This window comes from Exiguobacterium sp. s5 (assembly GCF_018618075.1).
Taxonomy (GTDB): domain Bacteria; phylum Bacillota; class Bacilli; order Exiguobacteriales; family Exiguobacteriaceae; genus Exiguobacterium; species Exiguobacterium mexicanum_A.
In genome coordinates this window covers 243,742-263,056 of the sequence record NZ_JACSLK010000002.1, presented here as the reverse complement: position 1 = coordinate 263,056, position 19,315 = coordinate 243,742, and the positions used below count along the sequence as shown (strand labels likewise).

Below are 19,315 nucleotides of genomic sequence, written 5' to 3'. Positions count from 1 at the left end.
TTGTGTTTACATGATGAATTGATGGGAGGAAAAACCAGTGGCAGTATTTGAATTTAAATTACCAGACATCGGTGAAGGAATTCACGAAGGTGAAATCGTCAAGTGGTTCGTAAAAGCAGGGGACACAGTAAAAGAAGATGACATTCTTCTTGAAGTTCAAAACGACAAAGCCGTCGTTGAAATCCCTGCTCCAGTTGATGGAACAGTTAAAGACGTTAAAGTCTCTGAAGGTACAGTTGCGGTCGTCGGTGACGTCCTCATCACGTTCGATATCGAAGGTGACGCGCCAGCAGGCGAAGAGGAAGCAGCTCCTGAACAGCCAAAAGCTGAAGAGAAGACGGAAGACGTGAAAGAAGACGTGAAAGAAGACGTAAAAGAAGACGGCCCGCGTGAAGTACAACTTCACAAATCGGAGCGCGTCATCGCTATGCCTTCAATCCGCAAGTACGCTCGTGAAAAAGGCGTCGACATCCGTGAAGTCAAAGGTTCTGGCGACAACGGCCGCGTCTTGAAAGAAGACATCGATGCATTCGCAAACGGTGAAGCAACAACAGCCGAAGCTACAACAGAGAAAACAGAATCTGTAGCTCCAGCAGCAGCTGCTAAAACGGAAATCAAGCCTTACGAGTCAGCGACGCCTGAACTCGAAACGCGCGAGAAAATCCGTGGAATCCGTAAAGCGATCTCGAAAGCAATGGTCAACTCGAAGCATACAGCTCCACACGTTACACTCATGGACGAAGTCGACGTCACGAAACTCGTCGCACTCCGTAAAGAGTTCAAACAAGTGGCTGCTGACCAAGGCGTGAAACTCACGTACTTGCCATTCGTCGTTAAAGCATTGACAGCTGCAGCGAAAGCTTACCCAGCCATCAACGCATCAATCGATGATGTCAACGAAGAGATCGTCTACAAAAACTACTACAACATCGGTATCGCTGCCGATACGGACAACGGTCTCGTTGTTCCTGTCGTCAAAGAAGCGGACCGTAAGTCAATCTACGCACTCGCTACAAACATCAATGAGCTTGCCGGTAAAGCACGTGAAGGCAAACTTGCTGGGGACGACATGAAAGGCGGATCGATCACAATCACGAACATCGGTTCTGCTGGCGGACAATGGTTCACACCTGTCATCAACCACCCAGAAGTTGCGATTCTCGGTATCGGCCGTATCGCTGAAAAAGCTGTCGTTAAAGACGGTGAGATCGTTGCGGCACCAGTCCTCGCGCTTTCATTCAGCTTTGACCACCGCCTCATCGACGGTGCGACTGCTCAAAACGCACTCAACATGGTGAAACGCTTGCTTCAAGATCCAGCACTTCTAATGATGGAGGGATAAGAACATGGTAGTAGGAGAATTCGCACAAGAAACTGATTTGCTTGTCATCGGCGCCGGTCCTGGTGGATACGTCGCAGCCATTCGTGGCGCACAACTTGGCCTCAAAGTCACAATCGTCGAAAAAGGTAACTTTGGTGGCGTTTGCTTGAACGTCGGTTGTATCCCATCAAAAGCGTTGATCACTGCTGGTCATAACTTCCAGCACGCAAAAGGTCACTCGTCAATGGGTATCACGTCTGACAACGTATCAGTCGACTTCACAAAAGTCCAAGACTGGAAACAGTCGGTCGTCAACAAATTGACTGGCGGCGTCAAAGGCCTTTTGAAAGGTAACAAGATTGACATCGTTCAAGGTGAGGCTTTCTTCGCATCTGAAGACACAGTTCGTGTTATCACAGAAGACAGCTCGACTCCTTACAAGTTCAAAAAAGCGATCATCGCGACTGGTTCGACACCAATCGAGATCCCATCGTTCAAATGGTCAAAACGCGTCCTTTCTTCAACTGGCGCATTGGCTCTTCCTGAAGTACCGAAGAAACTTGTCGTCATCGGCGGCGGTTACATCGGTATGGAGCTTGGCACAGCGTACGCGAACTTCGATACAGAAGTCGTCGTCGTTGAAGGCGCAAGCGACATCTTGTCTGGCTTCGAGCCGCAAATGACGCAAATCGTCAAGAAGAAACTCAAACAAAAAGGTAACGTCACGATTCACACGAACGCTCTTGCAAAAGGCGTCGAGGAAACAGAAGACGGCGTAACAGTTAAGTTTGAAGTGAATGGCGAAGAGCAGTCTGTTGAAGCGGACTACGTCCTCGTCACAGTCGGCCGTCGTCCAAACACTGGCGACATCGGTCTCGAAAACGCGGAAGTTAAAATCAGCGACCGCGGCATCATCGAAATCGACGACCAGTGCAAGACGTCGAACGAAAACATCTACGCAATCGGCGACATCGTACCAGGACCACCGCTCGCGCACAAAGCTTCTTACGAAGCGAAAGTTGCAGCGGAGGCAGCTGCCGGTAAGCCAGCATACCTCGACTACTCAGCAATCCCAGCGGTCGTCTTCACTGACCCTGAACTTGCAACAGTCGGTTACACAGAGCCACTCGCAAAAGAAGAAGGACTTGAGATCACTGTATCGAAATTCCCATTCGCAGCGAACGGCCGTGCCCTCGCTCTCGACGAGCCAGACGGCTTCATGAAGCTCATCACGCGTAAAGAGGACGGTCTCTTGATCGGTGCTCAAATCGCGGGTACAGGCGCTTCAGATATGATTGCCGAGCTTGGTCTCGCAATTGAAGCAGGCATGACTGCAGAAGATATCGCGCTTACAATCCACGCTCACCCATCACTCGGTGAGATGGCAATGGAAGCGGCAGAAATCGCAATGGGTATGCCAATCCACGTCGTTAAATAAGTCAAAAGCTCTCTCGCTTACTCGCGAGAGAGCTTTTTCACGTAATGAACGGTCCGTTCGACTTCTTGAAAGCCGATCCGTTCATGGAATTGTTGGCTGCCGACGTTTTCGATTTCCGTATCCGAAGCGAGCTCGTCGCATCCTTTCGACCGGGCGAACGCGGAGGCCGCTTCGACGAGGCGTGTCGCCACGTCCTGTTGCCGCGCGGCTTCGACGACGTAAATCCCTTCTATAAACGCGGTCGGGGAGGTGGAGGTGCCAGGGACATAGTCATGACGGAAGCTGAGCTGACAAAATCCGACCGGTTCATCCGTTTCCGCGATAAAATAGTGCATCTTGCCGGAGCGGATCCCGAGCCGGACCTCAGGGGTCAGTTCAGCAACGGGTGCGTCTGGCCATAGTTGTCGCATGAGAGCTACCAGGACAAGGCAATCTTGTTCATTCGCTTTTCGAATCTTCATCAGTCGTCCTCCTTATGTTTCGTACGTTCAGTATAAAGGAAAATAAAGAATGAAGTGAGAAAGGAGGGAACGATGATGGCGTTCGATGAAGAATTGTTATACACCGTCTCTGAGACGAGCCGCGTCCGATTCACGGGGATCGAGACAGAGACGTCACGTTATGATTTCGGTTTTGTGTATACACATCAATTTATGGGGAAAGTGCTCGTCGTCTGCATGCAGACCGGACAGTCTGCCCTTCTTGACGTCCATGCGCTCGAAGAACCGAGACAGCTCTATCCAATGCTCGGCATCGCCTTGCGAGACACCGGACACGTCGCCGAGTTTTTACGCCTTTGTCTAACTGAAAATGAGACTGAATCCAACCAAACTGAAAATTCACCCCTTGAAAAAATGTAAGCGTTTTCTTATAATGGAACGTAGGGGAAGCAATTCGATCATCATAAGCCACCTTTTCTTCTGATGACACAAAGCGAGCCGGTCCATTGGACCGGCTCGCTTTCGTCTTAGCGGATAGCTTTTGTTTGTTGGATGACTTTAATCATTTGGAGCGACTCGTCTTCTAGACCTTGGACCGGTAGACCGGCCTCGATGTTGGCCATAATATATTCGAGCGTCGATGTCGTGATGAGCTCTCCCGGAATAATGATTGGGATTCCTGGGGGATATACCATGATGAACTCGGCCGAGATACGTCCGACGGCGTTCTCGAGTGGAATCGTCTCCGTTTCCTCGTAGAAGGCGTCACGCGGGCTGAGCGCGAGTGGCGGGATCTCAGGGAGCATGATCGACAACGAATCGTTTCCAGACTGGTCGTAGACCGATACGACGTCACGCATCCCGTCAATCAACGCTTGAATCGTCGACTCGTCGTCGGCGCTCGTCACGATGAACAAGACGTTCAACAGATCTGACATCTCGACTTCGATGCGGTGCGTCTCGCGCAAGTACTTCTCGACTTCAAAGCCGGTGATCCCGAGCTCGCGGACCGAGACGAGGATTTTCGTCTCATCGAGCGCGTACGTCGACTCTGAATGAAGTTCGGCGTGACCGTAGACCGACAAGTGCGGCATGTTGTCGATGGCCACTCGAGCCGATCGTGCGAGCGTGAGGGCACGTTCGTTCATCGCCTCTCCTTTTGTCGCCAATTGGCGACGGGCCGCATCGAGCGACGCGAGGAGGAGGTAAGACGTCGATGTCGTCGTGATCATCGACAACATCGCGTGAATCCGTTCTGGTGAGACGAGTCCGCGGCGGACGTTCAAAATGGAACTCCCGGTCATCGAACCGCCGAGTTTGTGCACACTCGTTGCCGCGACGTCCGCGCCGGCCTGCATCGCAGAGAGCGGGAGTTCGTCGTGGAACGGCAAGTGGACACCGTGTGCCTCATCGACGAGGACAGGTACGTCTTGGGCATGGGCGACGGCGACGATCCGTTCTAAATCACCAGCGATCCCGAAGTAAGTCGGGTTGATGACGAGGACGGCTTTCGTGTCAGGGTGCATCTCGAGGGCGCGTTCGACGGCACTTGCCGTGATTCCGTGGGCGATTCCGTATGTCTCATCATATTCAGGGTGAATGAAGACAGGGTGGGCCCCGGTCAAGACGAGCGCGGACATAACAGATTTATGGACGTTGCGCGGCACAATGATCTTCTCGTTCGGTCCGACGACGCCCATGATCATTGCCATGATGGCGCTTGATGTCCCTTGAACTGAGAAGAACGTCTCGTCGGCACGGAACGCTTCGGCTGCGAGGCGCTCGGCCTCGGCAATCGCCGCTTTCGGATGATGAAGGTCATCGAGCGGGGCGATGTTAATCAGGTCGATCTTCAAAGCGTTCTCGCCGATGAAGTCGCGGAACTCAGGGTCCATTCCTTTCCCGCCTTTATGGCCTGGGATGTGGAATGCGATCGGATTCGTGTCCACGTGCGTGAGCAACGTGTCAAAGAGCGGTGTCTCGAGCTGTGTAGCACCTTTAAGTTTCAATAGTAAGTCCTCCTTGATAGCAGTGTGTATATGGGTTGTCGGTTTAAGTTCAATCTCATGTCATTTTAGACGTTTCGTTTTAAAAAACAATGCAACAAAAAAACTATAGTGATTTCTATCCCAACTTGCAATAGTTTTTTTTGTTGATACAATGGTTGTCGAGGTGAAGAATATGCAAATCAACTATCCGATTAATCCGGACTGGACGACGGATGAGCTCATAGAAGTCGTCGAGTTCTATAATCAAGTCGCCCTTGCCAATGAAGGCGGTGTCGACCGCGAAACGTTTTTGGATGCGTATCGGTCGTTCAAACAAATCGTGACATCGAAATCAGAAGAAAAACAACTGAGCGCCGTGCATGACGAACAGACCGGATACTCTACCTATCGTACGGTCCAAGCGGCCCTAAAATCAAATGCAAAGATTATAAAATTGTAACTGCTGGAAAGCATGGGAGAACAGAACAGTTTTCTCATGCTTTTTTTGTTATTTGTCTTTTAAATAGGGTACATATTATTAACAGTTATTTCAGGTTTAGCGTCAGTTGAAATGGGAATATACTCACTAAGATAAAAAATTCAAAATAGTCAGACAATTCTCTTTCCTTTTTGAATCTCATCTGATATACTCAATTCAACTCACTAAACCGTAACTTGTAGCCCAACTAAAGGAGTGTGGCATCTCATGAAACAAGTGATCGAGGCATTCAAAAGAAAAGACGCAGAAAAACGGATTCCGGTGCTGCGCTTAGAGATTGATTATGAATTGGCAACTCTCTTCGATGCGATGGCGTCACAAGACGATGCCACTGTCCAGGCTAGCAAGCATCGGTTAGAGAAATATCGCCAAGAACTTTTGCGTCTCGAAGCCTGACCCACAACCACTCATTCAACCAGTATTCCATGCGGATACTGGTTTTTGTTTGGTACAATACATAATAGAGGTGATAAACATGTTGGAATGGTTCGCGATTGATTTGATTAAACAAGCAGGGGAATATATTCGGCAAAAGATCGATGAGAGCTATCGCATCGAACGAAAGACAGGTAAAGGGGATTTGGTCACAGAAATCGATCGAGCCGTCGAACAGTTGATTGTCGACCGTATCCGTGAAACGTACCCCGAGCATCACATCATCGGGGAAGAAGGGATCTCGACAGGACCGGACGACTTGTCCGGAACGGTCTGGTTTGTCGATCCGATCGATGGGACGTTGAACTTCATCCATCAGAAGCGCATGTTCGCCATCTCAGTGGCCGTCATGATCGATGGGGTCGTCGAATACGGCTTCGTCTATGATGTGATGGCGGATGAGCTGTTCGTGGCGCGTCGCGGCGTTGGGACGACGCTGAACGGTCGCAAGCTTCCGGCCATCCAAGAACATCATGTCCGTGACGCCTTCCTGAGCATGAATGCGACTTGGGTCACGCCGAATCAGCAGATCGCTCCGGAAGTACTCGCCCCAATCGTGCGCGACTCGGTCGGCACGCGGGCCCATGGCGCCGCGTCGCTCGAACTCGCGTGGCTCGCCGCGGGTCGGGTCGACGGGTACATCACGATGCGGAATATGCCGTGGGATTATGCGGCTGGAAAACTGCTCGTCGAGGAAGTCGGAGGCAGAGTCGTCTCAATTTACGGGGAACCGGTCCGTTATGACGGGAAGACGTCCGTTCTCGCGGGGAGTGAGACGTTCGTCAAAGACGTCGTCAAACATTACGTCATCGCCAAGGGCGCGACCCCGGAAGTGAAGCCGGACTTGCAAATTGGAATCAACGGGTCTTACGACCGCGTCCGTGACTTGCTCGTCTTGGCCAATCCGAACGAGGCGATGGTGCGTGAGCAGTATGAAGCGGGGGAGACATATGAAGCGACGCTCGGCGGAGAACGCGTCGGAGCGTACATGTTGGTGCGGCGCAGTGAAACGCTGCTCGAGCTCGTCAATATCGCCGTCAAGCCGGAGCGGCAAAACCAGACGATCGGACAACGGCTGCTCCAAGACGCGATTCGTCGGGCCGAGCAAAGCGGTGCGAAGCAGATGCTCGTCTGTACGGGCAACTCGAGCATCGTCCAGTTGCGATTTTATCAACAAGCTGGCTTCCGCTTCGACTCGGTCGAGCGCGACTACTTCCCGAGCCATGGTTATCCGCCAATCGAAGAGGACGGGCTGCTCGCCTTGCGTGACCGCATCTGTCTGACACGCGACTTATAAGCGTGTCAGACAGAAGAACAAGCTCATAAACAAGGCCCGGGCGCAGCGCCCGGGCCTTCTGTTATGGACGTCGGTCAGAGAGGACGCGACGGCGTAAGTTGATACCGAAGAACGTGGCGATGCCGCTCAAGGCGAGACTGCCGATGATGATGGCGGCACTTCCTTCGGCCACCCCAATTCCGATGCCGACGAAACCGGCGACAACCGCGGTCGCGATTAAAACGAACATGAGTTGCATGGAGATTCCCCCTTTTTTCTCTAGTCTTCTTTATTGTAGTCAAAAATGAAGCGTTTGGAAACGTTAACAGTTGATAACACTCGACAAAGGTGGTGTGACGTGTGCTATACTCTTAAAGTTGAATAAAAGATGAAACTTTTTTAAATAAGAGAGGACTAACTACATGAATGTAAGAACTAACCTTCGGAACGTAGCAATCATCGCCCACGTTGACCACGGTAAAACAACGCTTGTCGATGAATTATTGAAACAGTCTGGTACTTTCCGGACAAACGAAATGGTCGCAGAACGCGCCATGGACTCGAACGACATCGAACGTGAGCGCGGAATCACGATTCTCGCGAAAAACACGGCAATCGATTATAAAGATACACGCATCAACATCGTTGATACACCAGGTCACGCCGACTTCGGTGGTGAAGTTGAGCGGATCATGCGTATGGTTGACGGCGTTATCCTCGTCGTCGATGCACGTGAAGGCTGCATGCCACAAACGCGTTTCGTATTGAAGAAAGCACTCGACCAAGGTCTCCGTCCAATCGTTGTCGTTAACAAAATCGACAAGCCGATGGTACGCCCACTCGACGTTGTCGATGAAGTTGTCGACTTGTTGATCGACCTTGGAGCAGATGAAGATCAACTTGAATTCCCTGTCGTCTATACGTCTGCTGTCAGCGGTTCAAGTTCGTTCGATCCTGATCCAGAGAAGCAAGAAGATACAATCACGTACGTGCTCGACACGATTCTTGAGAACACACCGGCACCAATCGATAACTCGGATGAGCCGCTTCAGTTCCAAGTCACGATGCTCGACTATGACAACTACCTTGGCCGGATCGGTGTCGGTCGCGTCTTCCGTGGGAAAATCAAAGTTGGCGAGTCAGTCTCACTTTGCAAAACAGACGGATCAATCAAACAATTGCGCGTCACTAAATTGTTCGGTTACTTCGGCCTCAAACGTGTTGAAATCGAAGAAGCCAAAGCTGGTGACTTGATCGCCATCGCCGGGATGGAAGACATCAACGTCGGTGAGACGGTCACGCCAGTCGGTAAAGAAGAGCCACTTCCGCTCCTTCGCATCGATGAGCCAACACTTCAAATGCGTTTCATGACGAACAACTCTCCATTCGCAGGGCGCGAAGGCGATTTCGTGACGGCACGTAAAATCGAAGAGCGTTTGATGAAACAACTTGAGACGGACGTTTCACTCCGTGTCGAGAACACAGATTCTCCTGACCAATGGATCGTATCAGGACGCGGTGAGCTTCACCTCGGGATCTTGATCGAGAACATGCGTCGTGAGGGCTACGAACTTCAAGTTTCGAAACCACAAGTTATCATCCGTGAAGACGAAGATGGTACGAAGATCGAACCGTTCGAGCGCGTCATCGTTGACGTCCCAGAAGAGTACACGGGTTCAGTCATGGAATCAATCGGTCTCCGTAAAGGTGAACTTGCCAACATGAACACGAACGACAACGGTCAAACACGTATGGAATTTATCGTTCCTTCACGTGGCCTCATCGGATATCGTAACGAGTTCTTGTCAGCGACACGCGGATACGGAATCTTGAACCACACGTTCGAAGAGTACCGTCCGTTCATCTCTGCTGACATCGGCGGCCGCCGCAGCGGTGTCATGGTTTGTATCGAACCTGGTAAGTCGACGGCTTACTCGATCGGTGCCCTTGAAGATCGTGGAACGATCTTCATCGAGCCAGGTGTAGAAGTATACGAGGGAATGATCATCGGTGAATGTAACCGCGACGTCGACCTCGCGATCAACGCTGTCAAAGGCAAACAGTTGACGAACATGCGTGCTTCAGCAAAAGACTCGACACAAGTCTTGAAACGTCCACGCGTCTTCTCACTCGAAGAGTCGCTCACGTTCTTGAACGATGACGAGTACTGTGAAATCACGCCGGAGTCAATCCGTCTCCGTAAAAAAGTCTTGAACAAGAACGAACGCGAGAAAGCTGACAAGCGTCGTAAACTTGGTAAAGAATAAGTCAGAAAAAAAGGGAGCGCCTAGGCGTTCCCTTTTGTTTTGGATAGTGTAGAATGATTGTGAAGGAAATAAAGGGGGATTATCAGCTTGAAAGCTTCTCAAACGATGGACATCACACAAATCGATGTGCCGTGGATTGCCTCGCTACTTGGCGTCGGCAGTGACGCGAACGACTTCTCGGTCGGGTTTAACGCCTTGATCATCACGGTCATCTTATTGACGATACTCGTGTTTAAATTAGGTTTTGCCAAACAATTGACGTGGTGGAAGTCGCTCGTCGTCTATATGCTGCTCGCACTCGGGGCAGGCACGATGGCGCTCGTCTTCTTCACATGGCCGATTCCAGAAGTTCTCCTTGTCATGGCTGTCGTCTTGGCAATCTACCGGGGCCGCCTCTGGTGGAACCGTCGACAAGGCGTCGAATCACACTGAAAAAATGGACGTTTCGCCCGAGGGCGAAACGTCCATTTTTGATTACCATCTCCGTTTTTGACGGAACGATGGATATAGGTGGAATTGGCCGGTCGCGGCACGCTCCGCGGTTCGCGCGGTGATGCGTTCTTGACACGTCTGGCACATGTACGTTTTAGCAGGTTTATTACGAAGTCGTTTCGCTTCGAACGACCACGAATCAATCGTATCGATTTTGTCACAAAGAGAGCACTTTACGCGCATGGTCTCACCTTCCTCTTCGTTGATTATAGCATGATTTCAGGAGAGAAAAGCAGGGAAAGAGGTTTGTAAGGGCGAATCCATTTCGTATACCCGTTCGGGAGGAGGGGAGTATATGGCGAGCAAAGCCGCGTTCGAACTCTCAAAGGCACAACAAGGTACGTTGAATGATATGCCATTGACATTTTTAATCACATTTGACGAACCGAAACGGTGGCCGATCACCCATGCCATCAGCTGGGTGCAAGCGCCGAATGAAGTAACGATACGTTTCGCCTTGACGAAAAATTCGCATTTGATCACGTTGCTTGGGAATGAACGGACCGCAAGTCTCATCTTTATAGAAGGAGGCCTGGCTTACAGTGTGGCCTTGTCGCATGTGGCCGAGTTCGAGCCAAGCGTGAAGCCGGGATTGCACCTTCGCTTTTTTGAAGGGCACGTTGAAGAAGTCCGTAACGTCTCCTTTTACGGGGCGACATATGGACAACCGGACATCGTCAAGACGTACGATGTCGAAGCAGCAGAAAAGCTGGACCGTGAAGTCAAGGAGAGTTTGAATTCTTGATCACCATCCTATTTTCGAGGGGCGGCAAAGTCTATGAAAAAAACGTATGTGCTCGATACGAACGTACTCTTACACGATCCACTATCCTTGTTCCAATTCGATGAGCACGATGTCGTTATCCCCGCCATCGTATTAGAAGAGCTTGACGGCAAAAAACGCAATATGGACGAGGTCGGACGTAACGCCCGTGAGACGGCGCGTGTACTCGACCAACTCCGCACGACCGGGAAACTGCATGACGGGGTGCCGCTCGAGAATGGCGGTCACTTGTTCGTCGAGATCGGCCATGAACATACCGTTGATTTCCCGTTCGACGTCATGACGAACGATAACCGCATTTTGACCGTGGCGCTCGGCCTGATGAAACAATACGAGCACGACCGGACCCGTAAAGTCGTCGTCGTCTCGAAAGATATACTTGTCCGCGTCAAGGCGGATACGATCGGTATTGAAGCCGAAGACTATTTGACCGACCATATCGTCGATACGACGAACCTATATGCCGGCTACCGGGAAATCGAGGTCGATCAAGCCGTCATCGATGAATTTTACAAATTCCGGCAGCTGCCGCTGTCTGCGTTAACGAAAAATCAACTGTACCCGAATTCATTCGTCGTTTTAAAAAGCAACGTCTCGAAAGCGAGCGCAGTCGCGGTCGTCGATGCGCTGCAACCGATCCTTCGTCCGCTCTCCCTAGACGTCGAACACGTCTGGGGCATCCATCCGCGCAACGTCCAACAGCGGATGGCACTCGACTTGTTGCTTCGCGACGATATCCCGTTCGTGACGTTGCTCGGGAAAGCCGGAACCGGGAAGACACTTCTCGCGCTCGCGGCCGGGTTGTCGCTCGTTGAAGACGAACGTCGTTTCAATAAGCTCGTCGTCGCCCGTCCGGTCGTCCCAATGGGGAACGATATCGGCTACTTGCCGGGGGAGATGGAAGAGAAGCTGCGGCCTTGGATGCAACCGATTTACGATAACTTAGAGTTTTTGTTTAATGCCAATTCGAAAGACGAGCTCGGGAACATCTTGGCCGGCATCAAATCGATTCAGCTCGAGGCGCTCACGTATATCCGTGGCCGCAGCATGCCGGACCAGTTCATCATCATCGATGAGGCTCAGAACTTGACGAAACACGAGATCAAGACGATCCTGACCCGAGTCGGGGAGAATTCGAAAATCGTCCTCGTCGGCGACCCGTATCAAATCGATCACCCATATTTGGATGAATATTCGAACGGTCTCACGTACGCCGTCGAACGGTTCAAAGGGCAAAACGTATTCGGCCACGTCCAACTCATCAAAGGGGAGCGCTCGTCGCTCGCCCGGTTGGCCGCCGATTTACTATAACGAAAAACGCCGAGCGGCTGCTCGGCGTTTATTTCGTATTCGGATGAAGTGCCACTTGCACGTTCGATTTTTCGAGCAAGGCGTTCGTCAACATAATCAAACCGGTCACGATGAAGAGGGCGGAGAAGCCGAAATGCGCGACGACTTGAGACCCGAACAACGGTCCGAGCAGGTTACCCATGAACTGGGCCGACTGATTATAAGAGAAGATGCGCCCGGCCGCTCGGCTCGGCGTGTGTTGTCGCAAAAGCGACTGCACGGACGGCATGAGCGCCGCGGTGGCGAAACCGAGGCCGAATCGCAACACGACGAGTTGCGTCGTCGACGTCACGAACGCCTGTGGAATCAAGAAGGCACTATAGACGATGAGCGCCCAAAACAAGATGCGTTCAGCCCCGTACCGGTCCGATAGCCGCCCGAGCCGCTGTGCGGAAATGAGTGCGGCCACACCCGGTGCCGAGGCGACGATGCCGGCGATAAAGGCGAGCGATGTCGTATACGGGTTCAATTCCCGGACATACAGTGTCAGTAACGGACCGACCGACTGCGTCGAGAAGGTGATTAAAAACGTCGTCAAAAAGAGACTTAAGATCAGTTGCGGATGGCGGAGCGAGGCGATGATCGATTTGGTCGAATCTAGCCGTTCGCGCGCCACCGGGACGAAGTCCTCTTTGACGAACACGAGTGTGATGATGAACGTGATAAATAGGGCACTGCCGGTCAAGAGAAAAACGGGTCGAAGCCCAATCCAGTCGGCGAGGAGTCCTCCAATCAATGGACCGAGGAGTCCGCCGGTGATGCCACCGGTCGACAAGGTACCGAGCGCCCAGCCACTTTTCTCTTTTGGCGTTTGTGAAGCGATGAGGGTGATCCCCGCCGAGATGAACCCGGAGACGGCACCCATGAGGAGCCGAAGCCCGACGAGTTGATACACGTCTTGGACGAAACTGATGAGCGTCATCACGACAGCCATGCCGAGACTTGCCCGAATGAGCATCAGTTTGCGGCCTTTTTGGTCGGCGAGCCTTCCCCAGAGCGGGGAGACGATGGCGGCCACGAGGAACGTGGCCCCGAAAGCGACGGCTGACCAGGTGACGACGTGATCGGGATTCGTGACCCCGAGCTCTTCGATAAATAAGGGGAGGAACGGTAAGACGAGGCTCATCGAGGCCGCCGTCAAAAAGCTACCGATCCAAACGATGATTAAGTTTTTCTTCCATAAAGGATACGTAAGCGTCACGACCTTTCAAACATGAAGTTTTTCCATAACCTATATGTTACACTTTGTGAAGTAAAAAGTCCAAAAAAATGAGAAGGCGCTATGGCCTTCTCGATCAAGCTTCTGTTCGCACCGCGATATGGTGGACGCCGCGCAAAACTTGCTGATGATACAAGACGTATACCGGGCCGTCCGTGAGCACTTTCCCGTCCTTCGAGAACTGGAGATAGACGGTGCGCGCCTCATCGATTGATAGCGTGAGCACCGATTCCCCATAAAAGCTGACGTGTGTCGCCGTAGCGATTGGTTCAGCGTTTTGCAGGAACGGAGCGAACGGCATCGCGAACGAGTCGCGAAGCGCCGCGTCTTTATCGGCCCGAGTCATCGGTTTATTGTGGTCGACACGTGTCCCTTGTGTCAGGCCGTCGTCCCATGCCTTCCCCATCTTGGCATAATAAGCTTCATTATCATTCTCAACCGCGCGGTCGAGTTCCTCGATGTTCCGCTTGCGGTCGTCGAAAATCCATACGGTCGGGTCGATCGTCAACGCGTGACGAACCGCTCCGTCTAGTGGAAAAATCATTGATACGCCCCCTTTATTCACGATACACTGTACATTATACAGCTCTTCCGGGGAAAAAGGGAAACTGCGAGAAACTCATAGTGAATCCAGACTGTTCATTGAATTATGATGAAATATAATGTACAGTTGAGTTATGACAAACAGTCTGTCATTGTACGGAGGAGGGGTCGTAGTGGCGACAAATTTGGCTGCAGTCCAACGGGAGCAAGCGCTTCAACTATTAGAGGCAGACGCTGAAAAAATCCGTTGTTTGATTGAAGTGCAGTTAGAAAACCTAAAAATGCCGAAGTGCCCGCTTTATGAAGAGGTGCTTGATACACATATGTTCGGTCTATCACGCCAAATTGATTTTGCGGTCCGTCTTGGACTCATTTCAGACATTGAAGGTAAAGGACTGCTCGATTCATTGGAACAAAAGCTGTCCGCCCTCGCGGAAGCTTCAGATTTATGAACCTTATACTCAAACTGTGCAAGCGGCGCTGTTTGAGTATTTTTTTATAATGGGTCAAGGATTGTTGTACATAAGGAAGTGAAAACATGAAAACTCGGTTTCGGTACTTTGATTTCTCACTGTTCATTGCGGTGCTCATGCTTGTCGGAATCAGCTCGATCATGATTTACAGTGCGAGCGTATGGAATCGCGGGGATTACGCGAACAGCGGTTTGTTCTATCGGCAACTCTTCTACGCCGGACTCGGGATTGTCGTCTACTTGATTGCGACGATGTTCCGCTATGAGAACTTTAGAAAACCAAATATTTTGTACGGCCTCTACCTCGTGTCGGTCGTCCTCTTGTTCGTCACTTGGGCGATGCCACCACTCAACGGGGCACGGGCGTGGCTCATCATCGGCGGATTCACGGTGCAACCGGTCGAGATCGCCAAGTTCGTGTTGATTTTATTGCTCGCGAACTATTATCACCAACTGTGGAACAATGAACTGAAAGGGTTGCCGGGACGCCTCGGCCGAGCCGCGATCACGAAAAAAGGATTACGGGCCCAAGCCGGTGCCTTCTTCGTGATTCCCGTCATCTATTTCTTTCTCCCGTATGCGATCGCCATCAACGGGCAACCGGATATGGGGGGGCTGTTCGTCCTTGGCGCCATCATGTTCCTCATGTGGCTCGCCGTTGGGGCGCCGCTCCGAATCATTATCCCATCGGTGATCGCTGGGATTGGGGCCGTCTATTTGATGTTCACGACAATTTTTTCGGAAAACCAGCGCAGTCGGATCGAGGTCGTCTTCAATCCGTTCATGGATCCGGAAGGCTATGGCCATCAATTGCTCATGTCGATCATCTCGATCGTGCACGGAGGGTTGACCGGTGTCGGCCTCGGCAACAGTTATCAGAAGTATGGGTATCTGCCCGAACCGGAGACGGACTACATCATGTCCATCATCGCGGAAGAGCTCGGTTTTGTCGGTGTCGTCGTCGTCCTCGTCCTGCTCTTTTTCATCGCGTTCCGCGCCGTCAATATCGCCAACCATAGCGATAGTCACTTCGCGATGTTCGTCTCATTCGGCATCGCTGCCCAAATCATGGTCCAAACCGGGATCAATATCGGGGCGATGTCGGGCTGGTTCCCGGGGACGGGGGTCACGCTTCCGCTCGTCAGTTACGGCGGGACGTCACTCATCATGACGATGGGCATTCTCGGAGTGCTCAGCAGCATCTCGATGCGAAACCGGCACCGGGAAGCGACAAGACGGGCTGAGATTCGTGAGAAATCAGCCGAAAATGTGCAAGGTTCATCGTTACATGTTGTCAGGTAAGAAGGTTCGAACTACTTAAATGGGGGGATTTATGTTGAAACCAATTAGCAAATTACTTGTAGCCAACCGTGGAGAGATCGCCATTCGTGTATTTAGGGCAGCCACTGAACTAGGAATGCGCACAGTCGCCGTCTATTCACAAGAAGACAGCGGCTCGTTACACCGCTTTAAAGCGGACGAGGCATATTTGATCGGTCTCGATAAAAAGCCAATCGACGCCTATCTCGATATCGAGGACGTGATTCGAATCGCGAAACAGTCGGGGGCTGACGCGATTCACCCAGGATACGGTTTCTTATCTGAGAACATCGAGCTCGCACGTCGTTGCCGCGAAGAAGGTATCATCTTCGTCGGTCCGAATGAATCGCATCTTCATGCGTTCGGGGATAAAGTTCGGGCCCGTCAAAGCGCAATCGCGGCCGGTCTCCCGGTCATTCCAGGTTCGAACGGACCGCTCACATCATACGAAGACGCGCTCGAGTTTGCGAACGAGCATGGATTCCCACTCATGGTCAAAGCGGCGATGGGCGGTGGCGGCCGCGGGATGCGTGTCATCCGCACGGAAGCCGAGATGAAAGATTTGATTGAACGTGCCAAGTCAGAGGCGAAGCAAGCGTTCGGTTCAGACGAAGTGTACATAGAAAAATTAGTGGAGCGTCCGAAACACATCGAGGTCCAAATCCTCGGGGACGACCACGGCAACATCATCCACTTGTTCGAACGTGACTGTTCGGTCCAACGCCGACACCAAAAAGTCGTCGAGGTCGCACCGTGTGTGACGTTGTCTGAGGAATCGCGCCAAGCGATTTGTGACGCGGCGGTTAAGCTCATGCGCCACGTCGGCTACATCAACGCCGGGACGGTCGAGTTCCTCGTCACGGAAGACGAGTCGTTCTACTTCATCGAGGTCAACCCGCGTATCCAAGTCGAGCACACGATCACAGAGATGGTGACCGGCTTCGATATCGTGCAGACCCAGCTCATGATCGCGCAAGGCGAGTCGCTTCACGGCGACGTCATCCATATGCCGAAACAAGAAGACATCAAATTGCTCGGTTACGCGATCCAGTCACGTGTCACGTCAGAAGACCCGGGCAACAACTTTATGCCGGACACAGGAAAAATTATGGCGTACCGCTCTCCGGGCGGCTTCGGGGTCCGACTCGACGGCGGGAACGCTTACGTCGGGGCCGAGATTTCACCGTATTATGACTCGCTTCTCGTGAAGCTGTCGACACACGGCATGACGTTCGAACAGGCGGCTTCGAAAATGGTCCGTAACTTGAACGAGTTCCGGATTCGCGGCATCAAGACGAACATTCCGTTCTTGATTAACGTGATGAAGCACCAGAACTTCATCAGCGGTGACTACAACACGTCGTTCATCGACGAGACGCCAGAATTGTTCGTCTTCCCGAAACGGAAAGACCGTGGAACGAAGTTGCTCAACTATATCGGTGACGTCACCGTGAATGGATTCCCGGGTGTCGGATTGAAAGATAAGCCGATCAGCCGCTCGGTCCGGATTCCGCAAGACCTTCCGACTGAAGCCAAACCAGGTACGAAACAGATTTTGACGGAGCTCGGTCCGGACGGCCTTGCCGATTGGATCAAACGTCAACCTGAACTGTTGTTGACGGATACGACGATGCGAGACGCGCACCAGTCGCTTCTTGCGACGCGGATGCGGACACAAGACATCGTCAATATCGCCGAACCGACGAGTAAACTCATGCCAGAGCTATTCTCGGTCGAGGCATGGGGCGGGGCCACGTTCGACGTCGCCTATCGTTTCCTCTCGGAAGACCCATGGGTACGCCTCATGCGTCTTCGTGAGAAGATGCCAAACGTCTTGATTCAAATGTTGCTTCGCGGCGCGAATGCGGTCGGGTATAAAAACTATGCCGACAACGTCATCGAACAGTTCGTCCATGAGGCGGCCTATGCGGGTGTCGACGTGTTCCGGATCTTCGACAGCTTGAACAACCTCGAGTCGATTCAACTTGCGATCGACGCGACGTTACCGACTGGAAAAGTCGCGGAAGCGGCCGTTTGTTATACGGGCGACCTATACGATGGCAACCGTCCGAAGTACCACTTGCCGTACTACGTCGATTTGGCGAAGAAACTCGAAGCGAGCGGGGCTCATATTCTTGCGATTAAAGACATGGCCGGCCTGCTCAAGCCAGAGTCGGCATACGCGCTCGTCTCAGCCTTGAAAGATGCCGTCGACTTGCCGATCCACTTGCACACGCATGACGCTTCCGGCAACGGAATCTTCACGTATGCCCGGGCGACGGATGCGGGCGTCGACATCGTCGACGTGGCTGCGAGCTCGATGTCAGGCATGACGTCACAACCTTCAGGCGGCAGCTTGATTTATGCGCTCGACCATCACGAGCGTCAACCGAAAATCGATGCGAAGCATTACGAGGTCATCAGCGACTACTGGCAAGACGTGCGTCATAACTATGAGCCGTTCGAAAGCGATATGCGTGCTTCGAACCCATCGGTTTATGAGCATGAGATGCCGGGCGGTCAGTATTCAAACTTGCAACAACAAGCGAAAGCGGTCGGGTTAGGCGACCGTTGGAGCGAAGTGAAGGCGATGTACGCCCGCGTCAACATGTTGTTCGGCGATATCGTCAAAGTGACGCCATCGTCAAAAGTTGTCGGGGACATGGCACTGTTCATGGTCCAACATAACTTGAACGAACAAGATGTGGTCGAGCGGGGTCACCAACTCGACTTCCCAGACTCGGTCGTCGAAATGATGCGCGGTGAGCTCGGAACGCCTCCAGGCGGATTCCCGACAGACGTGCAACAAGCCATCTTGAAAGGCGAAAAACCGCTCGACGTACGTCCGGGTAAACTGATCGAACCGTATGATTTCAAGGCGGCGCAGACGAAGTTGTTCGAGAAGCTCGAGCGCCCGGTGACGGACTTCGAACTGCTCTCGAACGCGTTGTATCCGAAAGTGTTCGAGGATTACGTCACCCATTCGACGACGTATGGCGATGTATCCGTCCTCGACACGTTAACGTTCTTCTACGGCTTGAACGTCGGAGAGACGATTCAAGTCGAGATCGAGACCGGGAAGACGCTCATCATCAAACTCGTTCAAATCAGTGCGGCGAACGAGGACGGTATCCGTCTTGTCTCGTATGAGATGAACGGGGTACCGCGTGAAATCGAAATCAAAGACGTGAACGTGAAGTCGGCGACGACGAGCCGACCGAAAGTTGATCGGACGAACCCGAAACAAGTCGGTGCTTCGATGCCGGGATCGGTGTTGAAAGTGCTCGTCGAACCTGGTAGCCGTGTCCATCGCGGGGAACAGCTCCTCGTCACGGAAGCGATGAAGATGGAGACGACGGTCCAAGCCGCTCAAGACGGTGAAGTCAAAGCGGTCCATATTAAAGAAGGCGACACAATCCAAAGTGACGACTTATTGATTGAGTTTGTATAATGGAAAGAAGCATAGCGCGG

At 52.2% G+C, this 19,315-nt stretch carries 19 protein-coding genes; 13 read left to right on the top strand and 6 right to left on the bottom strand.

The genetic code is table 11. The features are described from left to right. The first annotated feature begins 37 nt into the window (after positions 1 to 37). Both KNP60_RS05430 and lpdA read left to right on the top strand, forming a co-directional pair. On the top strand, positions 38 to 1,342 hold the full coding sequence (locus tag KNP60_RS05430) for a dihydrolipoamide acetyltransferase family protein (protein WP_214797057.1): 1,305 nt from the start codon (positions 38 to 40) through the stop codon (positions 1,340 to 1,342). A gap of 4 nt (positions 1,343 to 1,346) precedes the next feature. After that, positions 1,347 to 2,759, top strand: coding sequence for a dihydrolipoyl dehydrogenase (gene lpdA / locus KNP60_RS05425; protein ID WP_034777014.1), 1,413 nt, complete (start codon positions 1,347 to 1,349; stop codon positions 2,757 to 2,759). 17 nt (positions 2,760 to 2,776) lie between these two features. Here the strand turns inward: lpdA and aac(6') are convergent, their stop codons facing one another. Then, the gene (gene aac(6'), locus KNP60_RS05420) at positions 2,777 to 3,220 is read right to left on the bottom strand and encodes an aminoglycoside 6'-N-acetyltransferase (protein ID WP_138859670.1); all 444 of its coding nucleotides are present in this window, start codon (positions 3,218 to 3,220) and stop codon (positions 2,777 to 2,779) included. A 75-nt stretch (positions 3,221 to 3,295) separates the two neighbouring features. On the opposite strand from aac(6'), the gene KNP60_RS05415 reads away from it, so the two are divergent. Then, on the top strand, positions 3,296 to 3,619 hold the full coding sequence (locus tag KNP60_RS05415) for a DUF3055 domain-containing protein (protein WP_052090094.1): 324 nt from the start codon (positions 3,296 to 3,298) through the stop codon (positions 3,617 to 3,619). Positions 3,620 to 3,726: 107 nt separating this feature from the next. Here KNP60_RS05415 and KNP60_RS05410 read toward each other — a convergent pair whose 3' ends face one another. Next, positions 3,727 to 5,208: an aminotransferase class I/II-fold pyridoxal phosphate-dependent enzyme gene (locus KNP60_RS05410; RefSeq protein WP_214752632.1), complete on the bottom strand. Its 1,482-nt coding sequence runs from the start codon at positions 5,206 to 5,208 to the stop codon at positions 3,727 to 3,729. Between the two features lie 172 nt (positions 5,209 to 5,380). Here KNP60_RS05410 and KNP60_RS05405 point away from each other — a divergent pair, with 172 nt between their 5' ends. The 3 genes from KNP60_RS05405 (at position 5,381) to KNP60_RS05395 (ending at position 7,418) form a co-directional block, all read left to right on the top strand. After that, positions 5,381 to 5,647, top strand: a complete 267-nt coding sequence (locus tag KNP60_RS05405; RefSeq protein WP_034777021.1) for a UPF0223 family protein — start codon at positions 5,381 to 5,383, stop codon at positions 5,645 to 5,647. A gap of 246 nt (positions 5,648 to 5,893) precedes the next feature. Beyond that, complete coding sequence (locus tag KNP60_RS05400; protein WP_015881266.1) at positions 5,894 to 6,082, top strand: hypothetical protein; 189 nt, start codon at positions 5,894 to 5,896, stop codon at positions 6,080 to 6,082. A gap of 79 nt (positions 6,083 to 6,161) precedes the next feature. Further along, entirely contained in the window at positions 6,162 to 7,418 is a 1,257-nt protein-coding gene (locus tag KNP60_RS05395; protein ID WP_214797056.1) for an inositol monophosphatase family protein, read from the top strand. 61 nt (positions 7,419 to 7,479) lie between these two features. Here the strand turns inward: KNP60_RS05395 and KNP60_RS05390 are convergent, their stop codons facing one another. Further along, entirely contained in the window at positions 7,480 to 7,656 is a 177-nt protein-coding gene (locus KNP60_RS05390; protein WP_034777025.1) for a hypothetical protein, read from the bottom strand. 163 nt (positions 7,657 to 7,819) lie between these two features. On the opposite strand from KNP60_RS05390, the gene typA reads away from it, so the two are divergent. Both typA and KNP60_RS05380 read left to right on the top strand, forming a co-directional pair. Beyond that, positions 7,820 to 9,664: a translational GTPase TypA gene (gene typA / locus KNP60_RS05385; RefSeq protein ID WP_034777027.1), complete on the top strand. Its 1,845-nt coding sequence runs from the start codon at positions 7,820 to 7,822 to the stop codon at positions 9,662 to 9,664. 87 nt (positions 9,665 to 9,751) lie between these two features. Then, positions 9,752 to 10,096, top strand: a complete 345-nt coding sequence (locus KNP60_RS05380) for a YlaH-like family protein (RefSeq protein ID WP_232939276.1) — start codon at positions 9,752 to 9,754, stop codon at positions 10,094 to 10,096. Between the two features lie 42 nt (positions 10,097 to 10,138). Here KNP60_RS05380 and KNP60_RS05375 read toward each other — a convergent pair whose 3' ends face one another. Then, positions 10,139 to 10,339: a YlaI family protein gene (locus tag KNP60_RS05375; protein WP_021067006.1), complete on the bottom strand. Its 201-nt coding sequence runs from the start codon at positions 10,337 to 10,339 to the stop codon at positions 10,139 to 10,141. Between the two features lie 112 nt (positions 10,340 to 10,451). Here KNP60_RS05375 and KNP60_RS05370 point away from each other — a divergent pair, with 112 nt between their 5' ends. Further along, a complete protein-coding gene (locus KNP60_RS05370; protein WP_034777031.1) occupies positions 10,452 to 10,901 on the top strand; it encodes a PNPOx family protein in 450 nt (149 codons plus the stop codon). 33 nt (positions 10,902 to 10,934) lie between these two features. Then, positions 10,935 to 12,251: a PhoH family protein gene (locus KNP60_RS05365; protein WP_214797055.1), complete on the top strand. Its 1,317-nt coding sequence runs from the start codon at positions 10,935 to 10,937 to the stop codon at positions 12,249 to 12,251. 28 nt (positions 12,252 to 12,279) lie between these two features. Here KNP60_RS05365 and KNP60_RS05360 read toward each other — a convergent pair whose 3' ends face one another. Next, complete coding sequence (locus KNP60_RS05360; protein ID WP_353048141.1) at positions 12,280 to 13,491, bottom strand: multidrug efflux MFS transporter; 1,212 nt, start codon at positions 13,489 to 13,491, stop codon at positions 12,280 to 12,282. A 94-nt stretch (positions 13,492 to 13,585) separates the two neighbouring features. After that, positions 13,586 to 14,053 carry a hypothetical protein gene (locus KNP60_RS05355; RefSeq protein ID WP_214797054.1) on the bottom strand — a complete coding sequence of 156 codons (468 nt, stop codon included), beginning with the start codon at positions 14,051 to 14,053 and terminating at the stop codon, positions 13,586 to 13,588. Between the two features lie 172 nt (positions 14,054 to 14,225). Here KNP60_RS05355 and KNP60_RS05350 point away from each other — a divergent pair, with 172 nt between their 5' ends. From KNP60_RS05350 to KNP60_RS05340, 3 genes are all read left to right on the top strand, one after another. Further along, positions 14,226 to 14,504 (top strand): Fpa/YlaN family protein, encoded by a 279-nt coding sequence (locus KNP60_RS05350; RefSeq protein ID WP_021067011.1) that lies wholly within the window; start codon positions 14,226 to 14,228, stop codon positions 14,502 to 14,504. An 86-nt stretch (positions 14,505 to 14,590) separates the two neighbouring features. Next, positions 14,591 to 15,826 carry an FtsW/RodA/SpoVE family cell cycle protein gene (locus KNP60_RS05345; RefSeq protein WP_214797053.1) on the top strand — a complete coding sequence of 412 codons (1,236 nt, stop codon included), beginning with the start codon at positions 14,591 to 14,593 and terminating at the stop codon, positions 15,824 to 15,826. Positions 15,827 to 15,857: 31 nt separating this feature from the next. Beyond that, on the top strand, positions 15,858 to 19,295 hold the full coding sequence (locus tag KNP60_RS05340) for a pyruvate carboxylase (RefSeq protein WP_214797052.1): 3,438 nt from the start codon (positions 15,858 to 15,860) through the stop codon (positions 19,293 to 19,295). Positions 19,296 to 19,315 lie beyond the last annotated feature (20 nt).